Here is an 18,605-nt window from a genome sequence, read left to right as displayed (position 1 = left end):
TACGAACAGCGACTAATAACTTTGAGGGTAAGTCTATGGCACAAATCATTACTCAGGTTGATGCTTTCACTAATACACCATTTGCAGGTAATCCTGCTGCTGTGTGTGTTTTAGATACTCCCCAAGATGATGTTTGGATGCAGAATGTAGCACAGGAAATGAATTTATCGGAGACGGCTTTTCTAGTCAAACAAAACGATGGCTTTAATCTGCGTTGGTTTACGCCAACGGTAGAAGTACCTCTTTGTGGTCATGCAACTTTAGCTAGTGCCCATGTACTTTGGTCAGAAGAGCATTTGTTACCTGATGAAATTGCCCGTTTCTATACTAAAAGCGGAGAACTGATTGCTAAGTTGCAAGGTGAGTGGATTGAGTTGGATTTTCCTGTGAATCACTCCAAAGCAGCGATCGCTCCTCCAGAACTGAGCCAAGCTTTGGGTGTCCCTTACAAATCTGTATTGCAGAATTCACTCGGCTATTTAGTGGAATTGGAATCTGAAGAATTGGTGCGCCAATTACAGCCCAATTTTCAATTACTAAAAACGTTGTCTATTACTGATGTCATCGTCACCAGCAGCGCTAATTCTGATTCAGAATATGATTTCGTCTCACGTTTCTTTGCACCAGGATTAGGCATCAATGAAGACCCAGTGACTGGAGCGGCTCATTGTTGTCTTGCTCCCTTCTGGCGCGATCGCCTCCATAAAAATCAGTTCTTAGCTTATCAGGCATCAAATCGCGGTGGCGTGGTGAAGGTCTATTATGATGGAGGCGATCGCGTCTTGCTTGGCGGACAAGCAGTAACTGTTCTGCGAGGGGAATTACAGTAATTTTCATTTATGCCCAATTCCCCAATTAATTCAACGGCTCCATAATAGCTCTTAATCCTTTGCTCGAAAGTGTTTTGAGCATTTCTTTGGCGTTATATTCATTATTAAATACTCCTGCTTGCATTACTTTTTGACCTTGCCAGACTGTGGGAAAAGCACCAGGAGCAAGCGATCGCACTAAATCTTGATCTCTAACTGTTACTAATGTGACGACTACGCGATAACGTATACCAAACTGTGTCCCGGAGTTTCCAACATAGGACATAGTTTTAGAACTTGCAACTGGTAATGTTCCCAGATTGCGAGTATTTCCAATGGGGATATTGCCATCGGGAACTTCATTACCCATAGTGGGAACTGTTGGCTGTACTACTGAATTTGATGGATACCGAGGTGCAGTAAACTCAATCGTGTTCGGATCGATCCGCACATAATTTAACTGCGGTGTATTAGGCGACTGTGCTGAACTGGAAGTTATAACTTGAGTATTGGTTGATATTTGTCTACCTGACAAGCTGCTAGGAGTAGGAAATCCAGCAACTTGAGAGGTCGGTGGTTCTTGATTGGATATGGGCGAAGAAACTGCTACACTGGCTGGTAATAATGGCAGCAGTTGCGCGTTCAATTGTGCAGGAACAGGATTACTTGGTGAAATAGTGTTGCTGGTTTGCCCATTAGTAGTTTGCGAAACTCCGGGAGCTGAAAAAGTGATTTCCTCCGATGCTGGTACTTCGGTTAGCACATTGTTGGAAACAGGAGCGGGTTGAGAATTTTCGGCTACTAATGCTGTTGTACCGTTGAGATCTATCTTGCCAGTGATACGATCGCTCACAAGGTTATTGCCAGCAGCAGAAATCACCTGTTTGGCTGCACTGGCGTTAATGTCATAGCGGCCATTATTTTGAAATTGATTACCCCCAGGTTCGGAGGCGTTGCCTAAATCTGGCATTGCTTGGGCGATCGCCACTAAACCATCTTCTTTACTATTTTGAATAATATTATTCCGTAAAATCGGGCGAGCATTTGCTTGCACTATAATTCCCGATCTATTGTTCTGAATTTGATTGCCTATGATTACAGGAGCCGCATTTTGGGCAATATTAATCCCAAAACCGGTTTCGTGAAAGACATTTTCCTTCACTTCGGGATGGGAGTTACCAGCAATTGTGATGCCATTGGCGCCATTGCCATCAAAGTAATTTTTGCTAATCTTCGGTGCAGCGTCACCACTAACGGAAATCCCATCTTGGGTGCTACCAGTAAAGGTATTTTCCCTAATTATTGGATTGCTAGATTCAATCCACAAAGCATAACCACGGGGGTTTGAGTTCGTTACCGTTACTCCCGTCAGTACCGCTTGATTTGCCCCAACAATTGTGACATTTTGACCGCCAAAGCTGCGACTGAGGTAATCACCACCTCCTTGAATAATCGTATCCTTGCCTTGATTGCTGGGGTTGCCTTGAATGGAAACACCTGGTTTCAGTATTAAAGGAAATACCTCTCCTGTCTCGGCGCTATAAGTGCCAGGGGAGAGCATAATTACAGTATTAGTATTAGCTAATCGCAATGCTTGGGTAATGGTTTTCACTGGAGCGGATTCGCTGCCATTACCTGTACTGTCATTTCCAACATTCGGGTTGACAAACAGCATATTAACCTGAGAATTTGTTTTCTCACCCAAAGGCATGGAATCTGGTATCAATGGCGTCTGAGCGATCGCCCTACCCAGGCTTATATTAAGTAAGCCTATACTTATTGCTACAAGTGCAGTAGTCAGATATAATACATAATAATTAAACACTAAAAGCCTTTCTGATTTTAAAAAATGAGGCTTTGCTGGCTTAAAAAACACACTACGTAGAATCATATTTAACATAGCTCCATAGAAGTATTAATAACTTCTTATATTCTTAAACAATAGTATGTCGATAATATTACTCACTTATTTAGCTATTGGCGAGTCATAAAACAAGGAATTGGGAAAGTGTCTGAATGCTGAGTGCTGAGTGCTGAGTTAGTATTATTTCTTCCGCCCCTCTCCTCTGCCCCTCTGCCTCCTGCCTTTCTTCTCATCAATAACTGCATATTTGCGTAAAATAATTTTATCAATCAATCACACCAAAAATTTTTCATATTTTTCTTGGAGCGCTTAATCAACTGCAACGGTCATTCCTAGTCGGCAAAATTTGCCAAGCTTGTTGTCCAAAAATGTTTATTCAGGTAATAAGTTTATGTTCTCAAGAAATCAAGTATGCGCTCCTGATATGTAGAATTCATATTACTGAGAAATTCAAGGTTTATCAAGAATACTTCACAAGTCATGAGTCAGCAATGAAGATTGTTAATTTTGAATTTTGTTAGCGAGTCAGCATACTCATCCCGAAAAGCAAGCTACACCCAGCGTCTCGTAGAGAGCGTCATTTTGAATTCCCCAAAGGGGTTGACTAACCTTAGTGCTAAACTGTAGCCTCAAACTACCGCGATCGCTGTTTATAGCAACATGGGATAATTTACCATAACACTTATTACTACGTTATTTTGCGTAGATTTAGTAAAAATCGAGTAAAAAAAGCAAATTAATTAACTTATGGTTACTAGGACATATGATAATTCACATTCCGATGAAAGCACTAACGGGGTTGTTGTAATGGTCGAACCATACAGCCAAAAAGAGCAAATACAGCATGTTGTTTACCGCATTTTAGATGCCAATTTAGACCGCGCTCGTGAAGGGTTGCGAATTATTGAGGAATGGTGTCGGTTTGGTTTGAATAATGCTCAGTTAGCTCTGGAATGTAAGCGTTTGCGACAAGAAGTAGCCAAGTGGCATACCTCAGAATTACGAGCAGCGCGAGATACACCAGGCGATCCAGGGACTGAGTTAACCCATCCTCAGGAGGAAGAAAGAGCGAGTATAAAATCGGTTTTGCAAGCTAACTTTTGTCGGATAGAAGAAGCTTTGCGGGTGCTGGAAGAATACGGCAAGCTTTATCACCCAACTATGGCGAAAGCTTGTAAGCAGATGCGCTATCAGGTTTATACCTTAGAAAGTAATTTAATGGGTCATCAGCGCCATCAATTATTATGGCGATCGCGTTTGTATCTTGTGACTTCCCCTAGTGAAACTTTATTAAACACCGTAGAAGCCGCACTCAAAGGTGGATTAACGCTTTTACAGTACCGTGATAAAACCAGTGATGATTCTTTGCGTTTGGAACAAGCGAGAAAACTTCGGCAGTTATGCCACATCTATGGTGCTTTATTTATCGTTAACGATCGCGTAGATTTAGCTTTGGCTGTGGATGCAGATGGCGTACATCTCGGACAACAAGATATGCCTGTTGCTACTGCTCGACAATTACTTGGTTCCCAGCGTTTAGTAGGTCTTTCTACCACAAATAAAGAAGAAATGCAACGAGCAATTGCTGAAGGTGTGGATTACATTGGCGTCGGGCCAGTTTATGAAACTCCCACAAAAGTAGGTAAGGCAGCAACAGGGCTAGAATATGTCAGCTATGTTGCTAAAAACTGCTCGATTCCCTGGTTTGCCATTGGGGGAATAGATGCAAATAATATTAATGATGCGATCGATGCAGGAGCCGAACGTGTAGCAGTAGTGCGATCGCTCATGCAAGCTGAACAGCCTACCTTAGTAACGCAATATTTGCTTTCACAACTCAATCGCATTAAACCAGAGCTTTAAAAGAGTCGTTAGTCATTAGTCCAAAGTCAGTAACCAATACCCAATTCCCCATGCCTCAGATATTATGTCTAATGAGATTACGGTTCAGATCAATGGTGAAATCCATAGTTGCTCAGTTCAAACTCCCTTACCGGACTTACTTCAAAAGTTGGGTTTCAACCCCCGTTTGGTAGCTGTGGAATATAATGGCGAAATTTTACACCGCCAGTTTTGGACAGAAACAAAAGTGCAGTCAGGCGATCGCTTAGAAGTCGTGACTATTGTTGGTGGTGGTTAATTAATTTGACAAGATTTATTGTCAGTTGGGAGAAAGGCAAATCACCTTAATACAGGCTTTGCAAAAACTTAATTTGCTCTTTGGGTGTAATTTTCAATGGCTACCGATGTCTGCGCCGATGCCAATCTGAATGAAAGTCTTCTAAAATATTACGATTTATAAAGCGATCGATGAAGAGTCCTACGCTTAGCTAGTTCTTTACCTTTGTTACCAAGTTGCTCTCGTAGCTGTTGGTCTTTACACAACCGATTAAAAGCTTGAAAAACTTCATAACCAGAATTTGGATTAACTAGTATGCCATTTTCCTCATGTTTAACTGTATCTAAAACTCCACCTAAACGAGGAGCAATTACAGGCTTTCCGAAGTAACTTGCTTCTAAATAAACAATACCAAAGCCTTCCATATTATTAGGTTTAGTATCTAACAAACTCAGCATGGCAAATATATCACAGGCTGCATAATAAGCTGCTAATTCTTTCTCTGGTATATATCCGGCAAAGTGTACCCGCTTATCTACCCGCAACCGATGCGCCAAGGATTTTAGTTGAGACTCACAATGTCCTTCACCACAAAGTATATAGTGGACATCGACGCCAAAAGTTAGCAGTAGTGGGATGTTATCAATCACTCGGTCGAAACCTTTATGTTTTAGCAATCTCCCTACCGAGAGAATAACTATTGATGTTTCAGGAATGTTGTAAATTTGACGCACCCGAATACCTAAATCATCAAGGTTATTTAACGTTGCATTGCCAAATTTTTCTGGTCTGATTACTGGGTTTATAACATGGGTTGGCGTATTTAATCGCAAAGCAGTTCTGAGATAGTTTTGTGTATAAGAACTATTACAAATAATACCTTCGGCTCTATGAAGTGTTAATTTAAATAGCGATCGCAACACCGGATTGTGTAATGGAGAAAGAAAATCGTTGCCGTGCAGATAGATAAAAAAACGAATAGGTAAAAAATAGCTTAATAGCAGTAATGAAGGAAAGTCATAGCCGTGACCCCACTCAATATAACGGTAGTGATAGCGAAAATAAAGTTTGATTGCTAACACAAATGAGCAGACAATATTCACCAAAGGATTGAAAATTGTTTCTAAAAAGCTACTAGGCAAATATTTAGGATAAGACCAGCGGTATATAGGAAACTGTTGATTTTCGTCAAATACTTTATCTCCTGAGCAACTAGCCGCCAGCACAATCACTCTTTCTGGATCTTGAAGACAGCGATTGTACATATATTCCCCAATTACAGCTTCTCTAGGTAGGAAGACTCGGGATATCACGAGAATATCCGGATGTGCAGTTTCGTCTCTGATTTTGGCTGTGAGTTGAGAAATATGTTCCATGATCAAGTTGATAACTATATTGTTAAATAATTTTTCATTTATGCACAATGATGACTTTAAAAGCCACAATTATCAGGGTTAAAAACGAATACACTAGATAAATTCTAAACATATTTTATAACATTAGCCAGCCAGATTGATTTTTGGTTTCATTTCTGATATGACTCCTATATGTTTTTTAAACAAGACTCAGTACGTATCTATCCCTTTTTTTCCCCAGCCTGTTCCCCCAACCGCCAACCCTGTCCACACAAGCAAATTCAGGAATCCAACTGGATGCCTATACATATTTGCTGCTAAATTTATCACCACTTGATAATTTGTGTAAATGATGGGCAATACAGCATAATTTAAAATCCAGTAGTCAGAAGTTCAGGAGTAAAACAAGTATAATACCTGCCTATCAGACCTATTAACGCCAGAAATTAAAATTCAAACAGGTATATAGCATAAGCGTTTGATGGATTTGGAATTGCTGGTTTATTTACCCAATGCTGTACTAGTTTCTGTAGTTCACTAACTGGAAATCTGCTGTAAATATATATAAATAAATCAAATAAATCTAGCTAGAATTTATAGCTGAATTCCTCTATGAGCAACTGTTGCGAAAATTATGAATTAAATTTAGCTATATGTATGTAATACATTATATTAAATAATGTTGACTATTATGCCAAAATGCCAAAAAGCTCTGGTCATAAAGGTCTTACTGACCGAAGTCAGAAGTAAAACGGCCTTGATACGTGTCTACCAGACCACAAATAGCAAGAAGCATTACAAAAATTGAGTCAAAATAATCACTAACAAATTCAAATCATCTGTATAATTCAAAACTGTAGCCAGACAACTGCTAGTCCAAGACATAGCAACAATTACTCGTAGGTGTAGCCCGCACTTTGGCTCATTTCGGCTCATTTCGGCTCCGCTCAAATCGAGCGACTTGCACTGAGCGGCGTCGAAGTGAGTCGAGATTCAGTGACCTTCGTAGACATCGCCAATTTCTCTAAGTATTGATGAACATCTCTTTAGGTACGGTTTCCCTGTCGAGAAATCCCCCCTGCGATCGCTGCCTACCCAACATAAGACGCGGTAAATTGAATATGTAGCTTTAAAAATGAATGCTACAAACTTGCTTGTGCGTTACAGTCTGGCCTTAGGTACACACCGCAAAACTCCTAAAAGCATAGGAAAAGTCATAAAAAATTCCGTTTTTGAAGCGATTGTATTATGCATAAAAAACTACAACAAACCATCAAACCTCTGCTAAAAATCTTCTTAGCCCTAAGCCTGGTGTTAACTTTGGCTCTTAGTCATGCCGATGGAGCATTAGCAGCTAGTGGCGGGCGGATTGGCGGTGGTTCTTTTAGAGTACCTTCTAGCCGTGGCTATACACCGCGTACCTACGCACCAGGCGGAGGTGGGTACTATCCTGGCGGTGGTGGTTTTGGCTTTCCTTTTTTACTCCCATTGTGGGGTATTGGAGGCGGATTCGGTGGTATATTTACCATCTTAATTTTTTTGGCGATCGCCAACTTCCTCTTACAAACTTTCCGCCGCGTCTCTGGCGGTGAAATCGAAGCAGAAGATTACACCACCAACTCCCCAGTTTCTGTGACTCGTTTGCAAGTGGGTTTATTAGCTCAAGCTCGTAGTTTGCAAACTGAACTCAACCACATTGCCGAAACTGCTGATACCAACTCCCCAGAAGGCAGAGCAGAAATTTTGCAAGAAGCCAGCCTAGCTTTACTCCGCCATCCTGAGTATTGGGTATACGCAGGTAGTGGTAGCCAACAAGCCAAGTTAAACTCAGCTGAAGCTCAGTTTAACCGCCTATCATTGGCAGAACGCAGCAAATTTAGCGAAGAAACTCTGACTAATGTCAACAACCAGCTAAAAGCAGCCCTTGCCAAAGAAGCTTTACCTGCAACTGATGAACTCGACAATCCCACTCGTCTAATTACTGAAGGAGCTGGTGAATATATTATCGTCACCTTACTAGCGGCGACACTAGGTAAATTAGAAATCCCAGTAATTAATAGTAGTGATGATTTACGTCAAGCTTTGCGGCAAATTGGTAGTCTTCCTGGTGATAGACTTCTAGCAATTGAAGTTCTTTGGACTCCGCAATCTGAAGGTGACACCCTCACATCCGATGATGTATTGGCAAATTATTCTGATTTGAGATTGGTTTAATAAGAAAGAATTCAGGAGTCAGGAGTCAGAATTCAGAATAGAATTCTGGGCATACAAGTTTAAACCAAGCAATAAATTTGAAAAAGCGTTGTGTTGCAAGCACAACGCTTTTTATTTTGCTACTGACGGGCAAAGAATTCAGAGACGATATACTGGACAAAGAAAGAGCAAAAACGAATATTATAATTACCTTATTCCAAAGTCCACTAAATTCCAATCCCGAAGTTATGGGCGGGACTTTGGTATTGCGAAATACGAGAGTTCCAGCCCAATCGCTTCTTGAGTATTAGATGAGTTTTTAGACAATTTCCCATCTGTTAATCGTGTAGATGCGGTGAATTTTCTGAAACTTGCTCGTGAAGAAGTTAAATATGAAAATAATTCTGGATGAAAATTTACCAAAAGCTTTAAAGCGCTATTTGTCAGCTGATGAAGTAACCACCGTTCAGGAGCAGGGATGGGCTGGAGTTAAAAATGGTGAACTGATGGTGAGGATTGATGGCAATACTTCTCGGTTAAGGGGAAAAGGGGAAAGGGTAAAGGGAAAGAAAAAACCTTTAACCCTTACCCTTTACCCTTTTCCCCAAACCCGATTCCGAGTTAAAAATGCTTAACCGAGAAGTATTGGGATTGATGGTGTGTATGATATTTGTATCGCATCAGATAAGAATTTGAAATACCAGCAAACCTTGACTGGAAGAAGCATAGCGATTATTCAGCTTCCCACAAATCGATTAAAGTTATTAGCAACTATCACCGATAAAATTTTGGTAGAAGTTGAGAGCATTTCGTTAGGAATGTACGTGGAAATCTCTCTTTAGCTATACTTGCAACTCCAATCCAGGTAAAATATCTTCTCCAGAAAGAATTGCTGGCATTTGTATAACTTCTACAGCTTTTCCGATTCGGTAAATTTCCACATTTCCATCTTGAGGATTAATCAGCCATCCCAAACGCAAACCATTTTCGATGTATTCCTGCATCTTCTCTTGGATAGGTTTGAGCCTATCTGTTTCAGAACGCAGTTCAATAGCAAAATCGGGTACAAGTGGCGGAAATTTTTTTCGCTGTTCTAGTGTTAAAGCTTCCCATCTCTCCAACTTAACCCAAGCTGCATCAGGGGAACGTTTTGCACCATTTGGCAGAATAAAAATAGTTGAAGAACTAAAAACTTTGCCTAATTTAGCTTGACGATTCCAGATTTCTAAATCAGCTATCAGTCCAGCTTCTTGATTTCCGCTTTCTCCTCCTACTGGTGGCACAATGATTAATTCTCCTGCTGCATTCATTTCCAGGGGTAAATCACGATTGGCAAGACACAATTGATAAAATTGCTCATCGCTTAAATTAGCGATCGCTTTTAGATTGAGGACAATAGTATTCATTAAACCTTTCCTCGTGTCTTGTTTGCGAAAATCAGCTACAAACTATTATAGTGTTGCTTCAAATACTTGTGAGCAGTTAGATTTAAATCTGGCAATTTTGGGATGCGATCGCTACCTATAAACGCTAAACTTAATTTAGTCAGTGTCATTCGCCAGTAGCCTAAGGGAGTATAGCAATCCTAATACTGCACTACTGTAACTAATTTTGTTGAAAATCAAATATAAATTCTGTATTTTTAAATATTTTCTCAAGTTGCAGTTTTGCGAGAACAAATGAGTAGCATAACTACTACTAGCCAAGAATAAAGAAACGAGGATGAAACTTAATCGATTTCAAAATGCAGCTCAATTTTATCCAAGGGTGAAAGACTATTTGCTGAATCAGGAAGGGCTGCATAACTTGCTGTTGGGAATTAGTCATACCTTAATTGAAAATCCCGAACGCTTTGAGGAAAAGCCTTATTTAGCAACTGTGGAGGTAAATGGAGATATTGTGGCTGTAGCCATGAGAACACCGCCTAGACCATTGCTACTTTCACAGATGAAAGATTTCCAAGCAGTGGAGTTAATAGCCCAAGACTTATTTATCTTCTATCAATCATTACCAGGAGTAAATGCTCCCACAGATGAAGCACAAGCTTTTACTCAAGCGTGGCATTTGCTGACTGGTCAATCCTATCAGTTGAAAATGGCTTTGGGTACTTTTGAACTAAAAAAGGTACAACCGATTTCTCAAGTCCCAGGTTATTTACGTTTAGCTACAGAGGGCGATGGAGAACTTCTAAAAAATTGGTATAAAGCCTTTTCGCTGGAAGCTTTGGGTAGTATTGATTCGGATATAGAAAGCTGGGTTAAAAGAGTTTTGCAGCATGGTACTGCTTATCTTTGGCAGAATGAAGTACCGGTTTCAATAGCTTGTCATATTGGAATGACGCCCAATGGTGCGCGGATTAGTATAGTTTACACACCACCAGAGTATCGCCGCCAAGGCTATGCTAGTGCTTGCGTAGCAGCGTTAAGTCAAACTTTATTGAACCGAGGAAATCGATACTGTTTTTTATTTACTGACTTGGCAAACCCAACATCGAATCATATATATCAAGAAATTGGTTATCAGTCAGTGGGTGATTGGCATAGTTACTCATTCCTTTGAGAATAAACAGCAACAATCCTAGGACTTACGCAAGTGTCACAAAAAATTAAAATTTTTACTTTGTAGTAAGGGCTACCCTGGGGGAACGCAACTCTTAGAGAGGCTCCGCCAAAGCGAACAGCCCTGATTTTGGCGACTCAAGTCCTCACTAAAAACTAAAAATAATATGCCACTTGCGTAAGTTCGAATCGAATGGAAAGTTTCCCACTTTTGCCAAAATAAAGAAACACGATCCGCAAATAAATATTTACGGATAATGAATGTGGCGACTCAATCAGTATTGACTAATAGCCTTCTATTGTAAAACCAGCAGATTGAATTATCTGTTTAATGGACTCTTCAGAAGCAGCAGTGTCTACAGTTACGGTTTTAGTATCAACGTTGACATCTACTTGGGCATCAGATTCCATAGTCTGAATAGATGTAGTTATTTTCTTGGCGCAATCATTACCTTTAATACTTGGAACTTTCAATTTAATTGCCATTTTTTACCTCATTAATTCAACTAGAATTTAGATTTAATAAATATAATAACCATTGAGATAGTGAGAGTACATCTTACTGAGGTGAGGTAATTTGTCATTCTCAAGATACTAATAAATAATCACTATAATTCATAGCTATTAAGAGAGTTTTTAGATAGGGAAACAAAATAAAATGCCAAAAGATATAAACTTATTTAGGAGAATACACTTAGTACTACCAAGTTATTAAAAGCCACTTTTTTAGTCGTTATGAAGATTAGAATAGAGATTGCAGATTCTCCTATAGATGTTCCTGTGCGAAATAGTTTTGATTGCAGCTATGCCTGAACATACAAACGTTTATACGTAAGTGACAAACATTATTATCTGTAATTTTGAACTATTTTTATGCTCTAGCGAGTTCTGTCTAATTCTTAATTCATAGATATATGCAAAAAGCAACTATCTTTTGACATATATCTATTGAATGTAGCAGGTTATTTAAATTCTGATGCTGTTAACCTTGGATAAACAACAGTCATACTCAACAGGCGTACTCTGTAATTCATTAGCGATCGCTTCTGCAAATGATAAGACGTAAGCTTTAGTAGGGAAATCAACTGCTATTAGATTAACTCATCATCATGCCACAGCATAATTTCGTGACTATAACTGATGTCCAAGCAGCACAAGCGCGACTTTTGGGGGTTGCTCACCGGACACCCGTGCTGACTTCTAGAACTGTTAACGATCGCACTAATAGTCAAGTGTTTTTTAAATGCGAAAATTTTCAACGCACAGGAGCATTTAAATTTAGAGGCGCATACAACGCCTTAGCCCAACTATTGGTAGCAGAAAAACAAACAGGCGTTATCACCTATTCATCGGGAAACCATGCCCAAGCGATCGCTTTAGCTGGACAATTACTAAATATTCCTACCACCATTGTTATGCCTGATGATGCACCCGTTGTCAAAAAGACTGCTACTCGTAGTTATGGTGCAGAGATAATTTTGTACAATCGCCAAGAAACAAATCGGGAAGAATTAGCCCAAAAATTAGCACGCGATCGCAATCTCACTCTGATTCCACCTTACGATCATCCCTATGTAATCGCCGGACAGGGGACAAGTGCTTTAGAACTGATCCAAGAAGTTGGTGAGTTAGACTTACTATTAGTTTGTTGTGGCGGTGGCGGATTACTTTCAGGGTGTGCGATCGCAGCCAAGTCACTTTTACCCAATTGTAAAGTAATCGGTGTAGAGCCAGCCCTTGGCGATGATGCTACCCGCTCTTTTCATACCAAAACTCTGCAAACAGTCAAAAATCCTAATACCATCGCCGATGGTGCGCGGACTCCCAGCCTTGGTAAAATTACTTTCCCCTTAGTGCTGCATTACGTCGATGATATGGTGACGGTATCAGAAGAAGCGATTCTTCGCACCATGTTTTTCTTATGGGAACGTCTGAAAATTGTCGTTGAACCTACTGGGGTATTAGCTTCTGCTGCTTTACTCGAAGGTGTGGTGACAGCACCAGAGGCGAGAATTGGTGTCATCATCAGCGGTGGAAATGTAGATTTGGCGCAAGTTGGTAAATTGTTTTCTATGGGATTGGATTGAAAAGTTAAATTCCCAATTGACAAACTGCGATGCCTACAGTGTTTAATTTCATCAATATATAGTATAAATAATTACCGAAATCATATTTTATGGTTATGGGGTTAATGTAGGCGATCGCTCTTTGAGCAACTGTACTAAATCAGCGATCGCTCTCGTTTGTTTTTGAAACGCTTAAGTTGAAAATAAGTTGAAAATAACTTGCTAAAGTTGCCTGGTGTCACTAGCGGAAAGTAGGCAAACTGTAATCATGAAACAACTACCTGAAGATTGCAGATGACTCCTATCATTACTGCTTTACATGTTTTTGGTCTTTCTAAAGTTGATGAAATCATGGATGACAAGGAGTCTATTCAGACAATCTTTAAGATGGCAAAAGAGGGTTATAAAGAAGCAAAGAACAGCTAACGCGACTTATGAATAAAGGCGATAGCCCTCTTATCCATTGTCTGTTAGACAGTTGAAGCAAGTAACCAAGTAAATACTAATTAGGAGATAAACTATGCGTTTTGTTCAACCCAAAACTTTCATTATTGTAGGAACATTTGCGTTTATTACCAGCCTTGCCATTCCTCTAGAAAGCCCCTCATTAAGGGCAAGTGCAACAACCAACAAGTATGAAAATCGCTACAATTTTGCTAAAAATCATGGTGCTAGCGACGGCATGGCAAAAGTTTTTGCGTTGAGTACGTTGTTTTTAGTTCCGCTTGGTTTTCGTGCTATTAAAGATTCTTTTAAAAAATAGATTCGAGCGAAATGTCAAATTATTTCTGTAACTTATTTCTAACCCCTTATAGCTTATATAAGCATCTAAGAAGCAGTGAACAGTTACAGTAACCCTATTAAAAGAAGGAGACGAAAATGTTAAATTCATTTGGAGCATTTGAACAAGGCTTTCGAGTATCTGAAAAAGCGCTTGATTATTTAATGAAATGGAATACGGAGGCTGAAATTGCTTCTAGTATTTCTCAAACATCACAACAAGTTATTGAAATATTAGTCAATGTACCTGGTATGACTATGGCTCATAGTAGAGACTTTAAACGAGCAACGCCCTTGTTCACATTGAAAGATAGAACATTAGTGAAAATTTACATAAACCCGGCACAAGTAAAGCACATATTTTTAGCAGATTCCAACAACAAAATGATATTTGGAGGCTATGTAGGTTGGATTCATAACGAAAAATTTAATGAAGCTATGGATAATATAAAAAAGCATTTCAGTTAAAAGAAAATTTAGTTAGTGGGAATTAGATACGACTTACGCAGATGGCACAGCATGAGCGCACTTATATAGTAGTTTTCTAAATAAGCGATCGCCCACAATAAAACCTACCTTACACCATCCACCGCCCCCAAAGCCAAAAGTGCCGATCGCTGCGCTGCTGTTAACCCAGTCACCCCCCTGATGTTCATCCCTTCATAAAGGCGATCTACCTTCAGGGTTTTAATGCACTCAAGAGTTTCCACATCCCACAGCTTAATTCCCTCATCTTGACTAGTATGAACCAAGATATTACCAACAGAATTAAAGCTAACAGAAGATTCTCCACTACTATGACTATGCAAGACTTTAACACACATAAAGTTATTGGTATCCCACAGGCAAATTGTTTGGTCAGAACTGGTGGATGCCAAGGTGGAACCATCAGGGCTAAAACTAACTGACCATACAGTAGAAGTATGTGCTTGCAACACTTTTACGCAAGTAAAATTACTGGTATCCCACAATCTAATTGAGTTATCAACACTGCTACTAGCAAGCATTTTACCATCAGGACTAAAACTTAATGACCAGACTCCATCAGTATGACCTAGCAAAGTTGTTATAGATTTACCTTCACGCATATCCCACAACTTAACCAAGCAATCCTGACTAGCTGTAGCTAAAGTATTGCCATCTGGACTAAAGCTAACTGACCAGATGTCAGCAGTGTGACCTTCTAAGGTTTTTACACATCTATGCTCATGAATATCCCACAACTTCACACTTGCATCTCTACTAGCACTAGCCAAGGTTTGACCATCAGGACTAAAAGTAACTGATGTTACTCCACCGCTATGACCGTTAATGGTTGTAATACAATCACCAGAAATAACATCCCACAACTTAATGCTGTCGTCCTCACTGCCACTCCCTAGTAAAGAACCATCAGGACTAAAGCTAATTGACCATACCCGCTCTGTATGACCTTGTAAAATTTTAGTAGAGTACTCAGACGCAACATCCCATAGCCGAACTAAACCATCTAAACTACCTGTCGCCAACATACTATCATCAGGGTTAAAGCTGACCAAATGCGCTCCGTTAGTATGACCCTGTAAAGTTCTCACACACACACCTTTACTTACATCCCACAAACGCACGGTGGAATCGTGAGCAGTACTAACTAAGGTTTGACCATCTAAACTAAAAGTGATTGAGAACACTTCACTGCTATGTCCCTGTAAAATTTTAGCGCACGTACCTTGCTGCACATTCCACAACCTCACACTAGAGTCAAAACTACCCGTGGCTATGGTTTGACCATCTGAACTAAAGCAAACTGACCATACTTCATTTTTATGACCGTGAAATGTTTGGATGCAAGTACCTTTATTCACATTCCATAACTGAAGAGAGTGGTCACTACTTCCACTAGCAAGAGTTTTACCATCTGGACTGAAGCAAACCGAGCATACCTTAGCAACATGACCTTGCAAAGTTTTTATACAGATACCTGTACTGACATTCCACAAGCGAATGTCGGAATCATTACTACCACTGGCTAGGATAGAACCATCTGGATTAAACCTGATTGAACACACCCAACCAGTATGACCATGCAATACTTTAAGACACTTACCTAAAGCGACATTCCACAACCGAATTGAAGTATCTTGACTACCACTTGCTAGAGTTTGGCCATCGGGACTGAAGCTGACAGACCAAACAATACCTGTATGTTTCTCTAAAGTTTTTAGACAATCTCCTGTTTGTGTATCCCATAATTTGACGAATCCATGATGACCACCACTGGCCAGGGTTTGCCCATCTGGACTAAAAGCGATAGTCCAAACCCAACTATCATGTGCCTTAAATGTCAACAAGTTTTTTCCATCTGCCATTTGCCACAAATGAATTTGCCCATCAATATCACCCGTAGCCAACAGTTTTCCATCTGGACTCAAGGCAAGTGAAAAAATACTCTTCAAGCTTGTAGCAAATACAGACCGATCAAAAGCAGTATTTTGGAAATTAACTCCAGCTAAATTTACACGCTGCAAGTCCGCTTGCCTAATGCTCAAATTTGAGAAGTCATACTTTCGTAAATTTATCTGCAAATGCGCTAACAAGTTGAGGACATTGCCCCCTGCATAACCAGTTAATATTGCAGTTAGATGTCTTTGCTGCTCCAATACATTCTGCAACAAAATTATCAGTTGTTGTTGACTGCCAATCTCTAGCAACAATTGCTCCAGCAAAGGTTGCACAATTAATTGCTTTTGTGTCTCCCGGATGTAATCTTTGCTGGTTGCCTTGATTAAAGCATGGGTTTGGAATAAGCCTAAACGGTCAGACTTTTCCTCTACTAATTGTTGACAAAGTTGTTTAACCAATCGCTGGGTGCTATATTCCATCACGACTGGTTGTAGAAAGAAATGCTCCCCGCTTTTTTCAATTAATGAGCGTTGCAATAGAGATTTAGCTGCTGAAGGTATGAGACGCTGGGAAGAAGATGTCGCTATATCAGCAACTAACTCAGCAAGGGATACTGGCTCTCGATTAATTGCCAGCCAATACATTACTTCCGCTTCTACTGGTGACAAATGGTAGAACTGCCGTTCTAACAAGTCGCCAATATCCTCAAAGATTAGTATCCCATGTTCCACATACTCTAAAACCGGGGCAATTCTACCGTCGAAAAGCTCTTGGGTTCCGGCTGCTACCATCTTGAGCGCTAAGGGATTACCTGCATAATGCTCGATGAGTATTTGCCATTCTCGTTCTGTACCCGTGAATTGTCCTTTTTGCTCAAATAACTCTTGTCCCTCGGTAGTATTTAATCCTTTTAATGGGAGCGATCGCACTCCTGTTCTGTCTCCTTCTAGCGGTATCATTTCTCTAGGCTTTTCTCTAGAAGTGAACAGAACGCAACTAATATGAGGTACTTCGCCAACGCGCTTGAATAATTGACTATATCCCTCGTAACCAGGACGATATTGCCCTGCTTGATCGCCAGAGAGAATTGTCTCAACATTGTCTAAAATCAGCAGACATCGGTTTGATTGCAAACATTCCATCAGCTTTGCTAGTTTGCTATCAAAGCTTTCGGGTATTACCATTTCCTTTTGCAACCCCGACAGCAGAGATTGCAGGATGTTGGTTATTTGCTCCTCTACTGGTGGTGCATTTTGTAGGCTGCGCCACACCACTACCTCAAATTCGCTTTGAATTTGCAGCCCCAACTTCACCGCTAAAGTGCTTTTGCCAATACCACCAATTCCCAGCAGTCCAACTAAACGACACCGTTCTTCTAATATCCATTCTCGTAGCTGGAATAATTCTTCACCTCGACCAAAAAATACAGATACATCCGGTGCTTCTTGCCAATCATATTGTGGGTTTTGTTGTCGGGTTTCTAATTCCTCTAAGGTCGAGGTAGGCCGGGTATAATCGCTTTGAGATAACTCTAGCCCAAAGGCAGCGAAGGCAAACTGCAAGGAACTTTTATCTACAGGTTCCAAGCGTGCCAAAATTCTAGATATAGTGTGTAGAGCCAAACGGGTGCGATCGCTCAGTTCTTCTAAAGAAAAGCTATCTCCAGCATTTTCATCAAATTCGACTTGAGCTTTGGCATCTCGAAATTTCTCCCAGCCTTTTAGGGTCAGGATTACACCCCGCTTGCGTTTGCTTGGTTGTTTCATCAACGTCACCTAATACCGAGTAGATGCATCTCCATAGAGGAAATTCTCAAAGGAAAATAGAAGAAGACACTTCTGGAACAATAATTCCAGATTGACAAATTAAATCAAATATGAAAAACATCATACTTTATTCGAGCTAACTTCTTTATTTAACCCGATTGGCATCTCCCAAAAATGCCAATACCTCTCAATAACTGGCTTTTAAAAGACAATATTGCTTTGGGGAAAAATTAGCCAGTTTCAATGCTAAATCAGGTGTTGATGCAGTTATTTTTGATAATAAGGCAAAACTAAGTATCTGTAAACGTAAATTTTATCCCTGGTGAAACCTATGGCATCTGATATTTAGTAAAAGTGTGGTATGCCTTTTTACCCCACTTCCATTTGTCTCTCCCACAGGGTTAGAGGCTTTGAAACCCAGTTTTAGTTTTTCTCTGCTTGGATGAAAACACCCTGCAATCTCCTTGTAGAGAAAACTTTCTCGGTGGGTTAGGTTGTTGAGGTTTTAATGTTAAAAATAATACTTTTCAAAGATGTTATTATACAATTTTTCATTTATTTAAACTACATCTTTTGTAGGGACAATGTTCCCGAAAACGCGATCTATTTAATTAATAAAGTCTATAATATCAGTGACATTTATGTTGTTAAATTTGTGTTGATAATGCAAAAACTTTCCTATTAATTACAGTAAATCTAGGACTTAGGCATTG

16 protein-coding genes and 1 pseudogene are annotated in these 18,605 nt (G+C 39.9%); 11 read left to right on the top strand and 6 right to left on the bottom strand.

Going from position 1 to position 18,605, the window contains the following annotated elements; all coding sequences use genetic code 11:
• Positions 1 to 35: 35 nt before the first annotated feature.
• The gene (locus tag ACFG4S_RS27085; RefSeq protein ID WP_392532023.1) at positions 36 to 830 is read left to right on the top strand and encodes a PhzF family phenazine biosynthesis protein; all 795 of its coding nucleotides are present in this window, start codon (positions 36 to 38) and stop codon (positions 828 to 830) included.
• Between the two features lie 25 nt (positions 831 to 855).
• Here the strand turns inward: ACFG4S_RS27085 and ACFG4S_RS27080 are convergent, their stop codons facing one another.
• Entirely contained in the window at positions 856 to 2,700 is a 1,845-nt protein-coding gene (locus ACFG4S_RS27080; RefSeq protein WP_392532022.1) for a DUF1565 domain-containing protein, read from the bottom strand.
• A gap of 780 nt (positions 2,701 to 3,480) precedes the next feature.
• On the opposite strand from ACFG4S_RS27080, the gene ACFG4S_RS27075 reads away from it, so the two are divergent.
• Together ACFG4S_RS27075 and thiS are read left to right on the top strand one after the other, a co-directional pair.
• Positions 3,481 to 4,536 (top strand): thiamine phosphate synthase, encoded by a 1,056-nt coding sequence (locus ACFG4S_RS27075; RefSeq protein WP_392532021.1) that lies wholly within the window; start codon positions 3,481 to 3,483, stop codon positions 4,534 to 4,536.
• A 64-nt stretch (positions 4,537 to 4,600) separates the two neighbouring features.
• Positions 4,601 to 4,813, top strand: a complete 213-nt coding sequence (thiS, locus tag ACFG4S_RS27070) for a sulfur carrier protein ThiS (RefSeq protein WP_392532020.1) — start codon at positions 4,601 to 4,603, stop codon at positions 4,811 to 4,813.
• Positions 4,814 to 4,962: 149 nt separating this feature from the next.
• Here the strand turns inward: thiS and ACFG4S_RS27065 are convergent, their stop codons facing one another.
• Entirely contained in the window at positions 4,963 to 6,168 is a 1,206-nt protein-coding gene (locus ACFG4S_RS27065; RefSeq protein WP_392532019.1) for a glycosyltransferase family 4 protein, read from the bottom strand.
• Between the two features lie 1,227 nt (positions 6,169 to 7,395).
• On the opposite strand from ACFG4S_RS27065, the gene ACFG4S_RS27060 reads away from it, so the two are divergent.
• The 3 genes from ACFG4S_RS27060 (at position 7,396) to ACFG4S_RS27050 (ending at position 9,182) form a co-directional block, all read left to right on the top strand.
• Entirely contained in the window at positions 7,396 to 8,361 is a 966-nt protein-coding gene (locus ACFG4S_RS27060) for a DUF1517 domain-containing protein (protein WP_392532018.1), read from the top strand.
• 371 nt (positions 8,362 to 8,732) lie between these two features.
• Positions 8,733 to 8,975 (top strand): hypothetical protein, encoded by a 243-nt coding sequence (locus ACFG4S_RS27055; RefSeq protein ID WP_392532017.1) that lies wholly within the window; start codon positions 8,733 to 8,735, stop codon positions 8,973 to 8,975.
• A 24-nt stretch (positions 8,976 to 8,999) separates the two neighbouring features.
• Positions 9,000 to 9,182, top strand: a complete 183-nt coding sequence (locus ACFG4S_RS27050) for a hypothetical protein (protein ID WP_392532016.1) — start codon at positions 9,000 to 9,002, stop codon at positions 9,180 to 9,182.
• Here ACFG4S_RS27050 and ACFG4S_RS27045 read toward each other — a convergent pair whose 3' ends face one another.
• The gene (locus ACFG4S_RS27045) at positions 9,183 to 9,746 is read right to left on the bottom strand and encodes a Uma2 family endonuclease (protein ID WP_392532015.1); all 564 of its coding nucleotides are present in this window, start codon (positions 9,744 to 9,746) and stop codon (positions 9,183 to 9,185) included.
• A 316-nt stretch (positions 9,747 to 10,062) separates the two neighbouring features.
• On the opposite strand from ACFG4S_RS27045, the gene ACFG4S_RS27040 reads away from it, so the two are divergent.
• On the top strand, positions 10,063 to 10,899 hold the full coding sequence (locus tag ACFG4S_RS27040) for a GNAT family N-acetyltransferase (protein WP_392532014.1): 837 nt from the start codon (positions 10,063 to 10,065) through the stop codon (positions 10,897 to 10,899).
• A gap of 284 nt (positions 10,900 to 11,183) precedes the next feature.
• Here ACFG4S_RS27040 and ACFG4S_RS27035 read toward each other — a convergent pair whose 3' ends face one another.
• Complete coding sequence (locus ACFG4S_RS27035) at positions 11,184 to 11,384, bottom strand: heavy-metal-associated domain-containing protein (RefSeq protein ID WP_392532013.1); 201 nt, start codon at positions 11,382 to 11,384, stop codon at positions 11,184 to 11,186.
• A 482-nt stretch (positions 11,385 to 11,866) separates the two neighbouring features.
• Positions 11,867 to 11,993: pseudogene (locus tag ACFG4S_RS27030) on the bottom strand (short-chain dehydrogenase); the annotation flags it as partial.
• 14 nt (positions 11,994 to 12,007) lie between these two features.
• Between ACFG4S_RS27030 and ACFG4S_RS27025 the strand changes: the two are divergent.
• The 4 genes from ACFG4S_RS27025 to ACFG4S_RS27010 all read left to right on the top strand — a co-directional run bounded on the left by ACFG4S_RS27025 (position 12,008) and on the right by ACFG4S_RS27010 (position 14,212).
• The gene (locus tag ACFG4S_RS27025; protein ID WP_392532012.1) at positions 12,008 to 12,985 is read left to right on the top strand and encodes a threo-3-hydroxy-L-aspartate ammonia-lyase; all 978 of its coding nucleotides are present in this window, start codon (positions 12,008 to 12,010) and stop codon (positions 12,983 to 12,985) included.
• Between the two features lie 273 nt (positions 12,986 to 13,258).
• Positions 13,259 to 13,390, top strand: a complete 132-nt coding sequence (locus ACFG4S_RS27020) for a hypothetical protein (RefSeq protein ID WP_392532011.1) — start codon at positions 13,259 to 13,261, stop codon at positions 13,388 to 13,390.
• A gap of 94 nt (positions 13,391 to 13,484) precedes the next feature.
• Positions 13,485 to 13,727 (top strand): hypothetical protein, encoded by a 243-nt coding sequence (locus ACFG4S_RS27015; protein ID WP_392532010.1) that lies wholly within the window; start codon positions 13,485 to 13,487, stop codon positions 13,725 to 13,727.
• Between the two features lie 116 nt (positions 13,728 to 13,843).
• A complete protein-coding gene (locus ACFG4S_RS27010) occupies positions 13,844 to 14,212 on the top strand; it encodes a hypothetical protein (protein WP_392532009.1) in 369 nt (122 codons plus the stop codon).
• A gap of 104 nt (positions 14,213 to 14,316) precedes the next feature.
• Here ACFG4S_RS27010 and ACFG4S_RS27005 read toward each other — a convergent pair whose 3' ends face one another.
• A complete protein-coding gene (locus ACFG4S_RS27005; RefSeq protein ID WP_392532008.1) occupies positions 14,317 to 17,892 on the bottom strand; it encodes an NB-ARC domain-containing protein in 3,576 nt (1,191 codons plus the stop codon).
• Positions 17,893 to 18,605: the final 713 nt, after the last annotated feature.

The sequence above is a fragment of the Nostoc sp. C117 genome (assembly GCF_043099735.1).
In the GTDB taxonomy this organism is placed as follows: Bacteria; Cyanobacteriota; Cyanobacteriia; order Cyanobacteriales; family Nostocaceae; genus Nostoc.
This window is presented reverse-complemented; position numbering and strand designations above follow the sequence as displayed.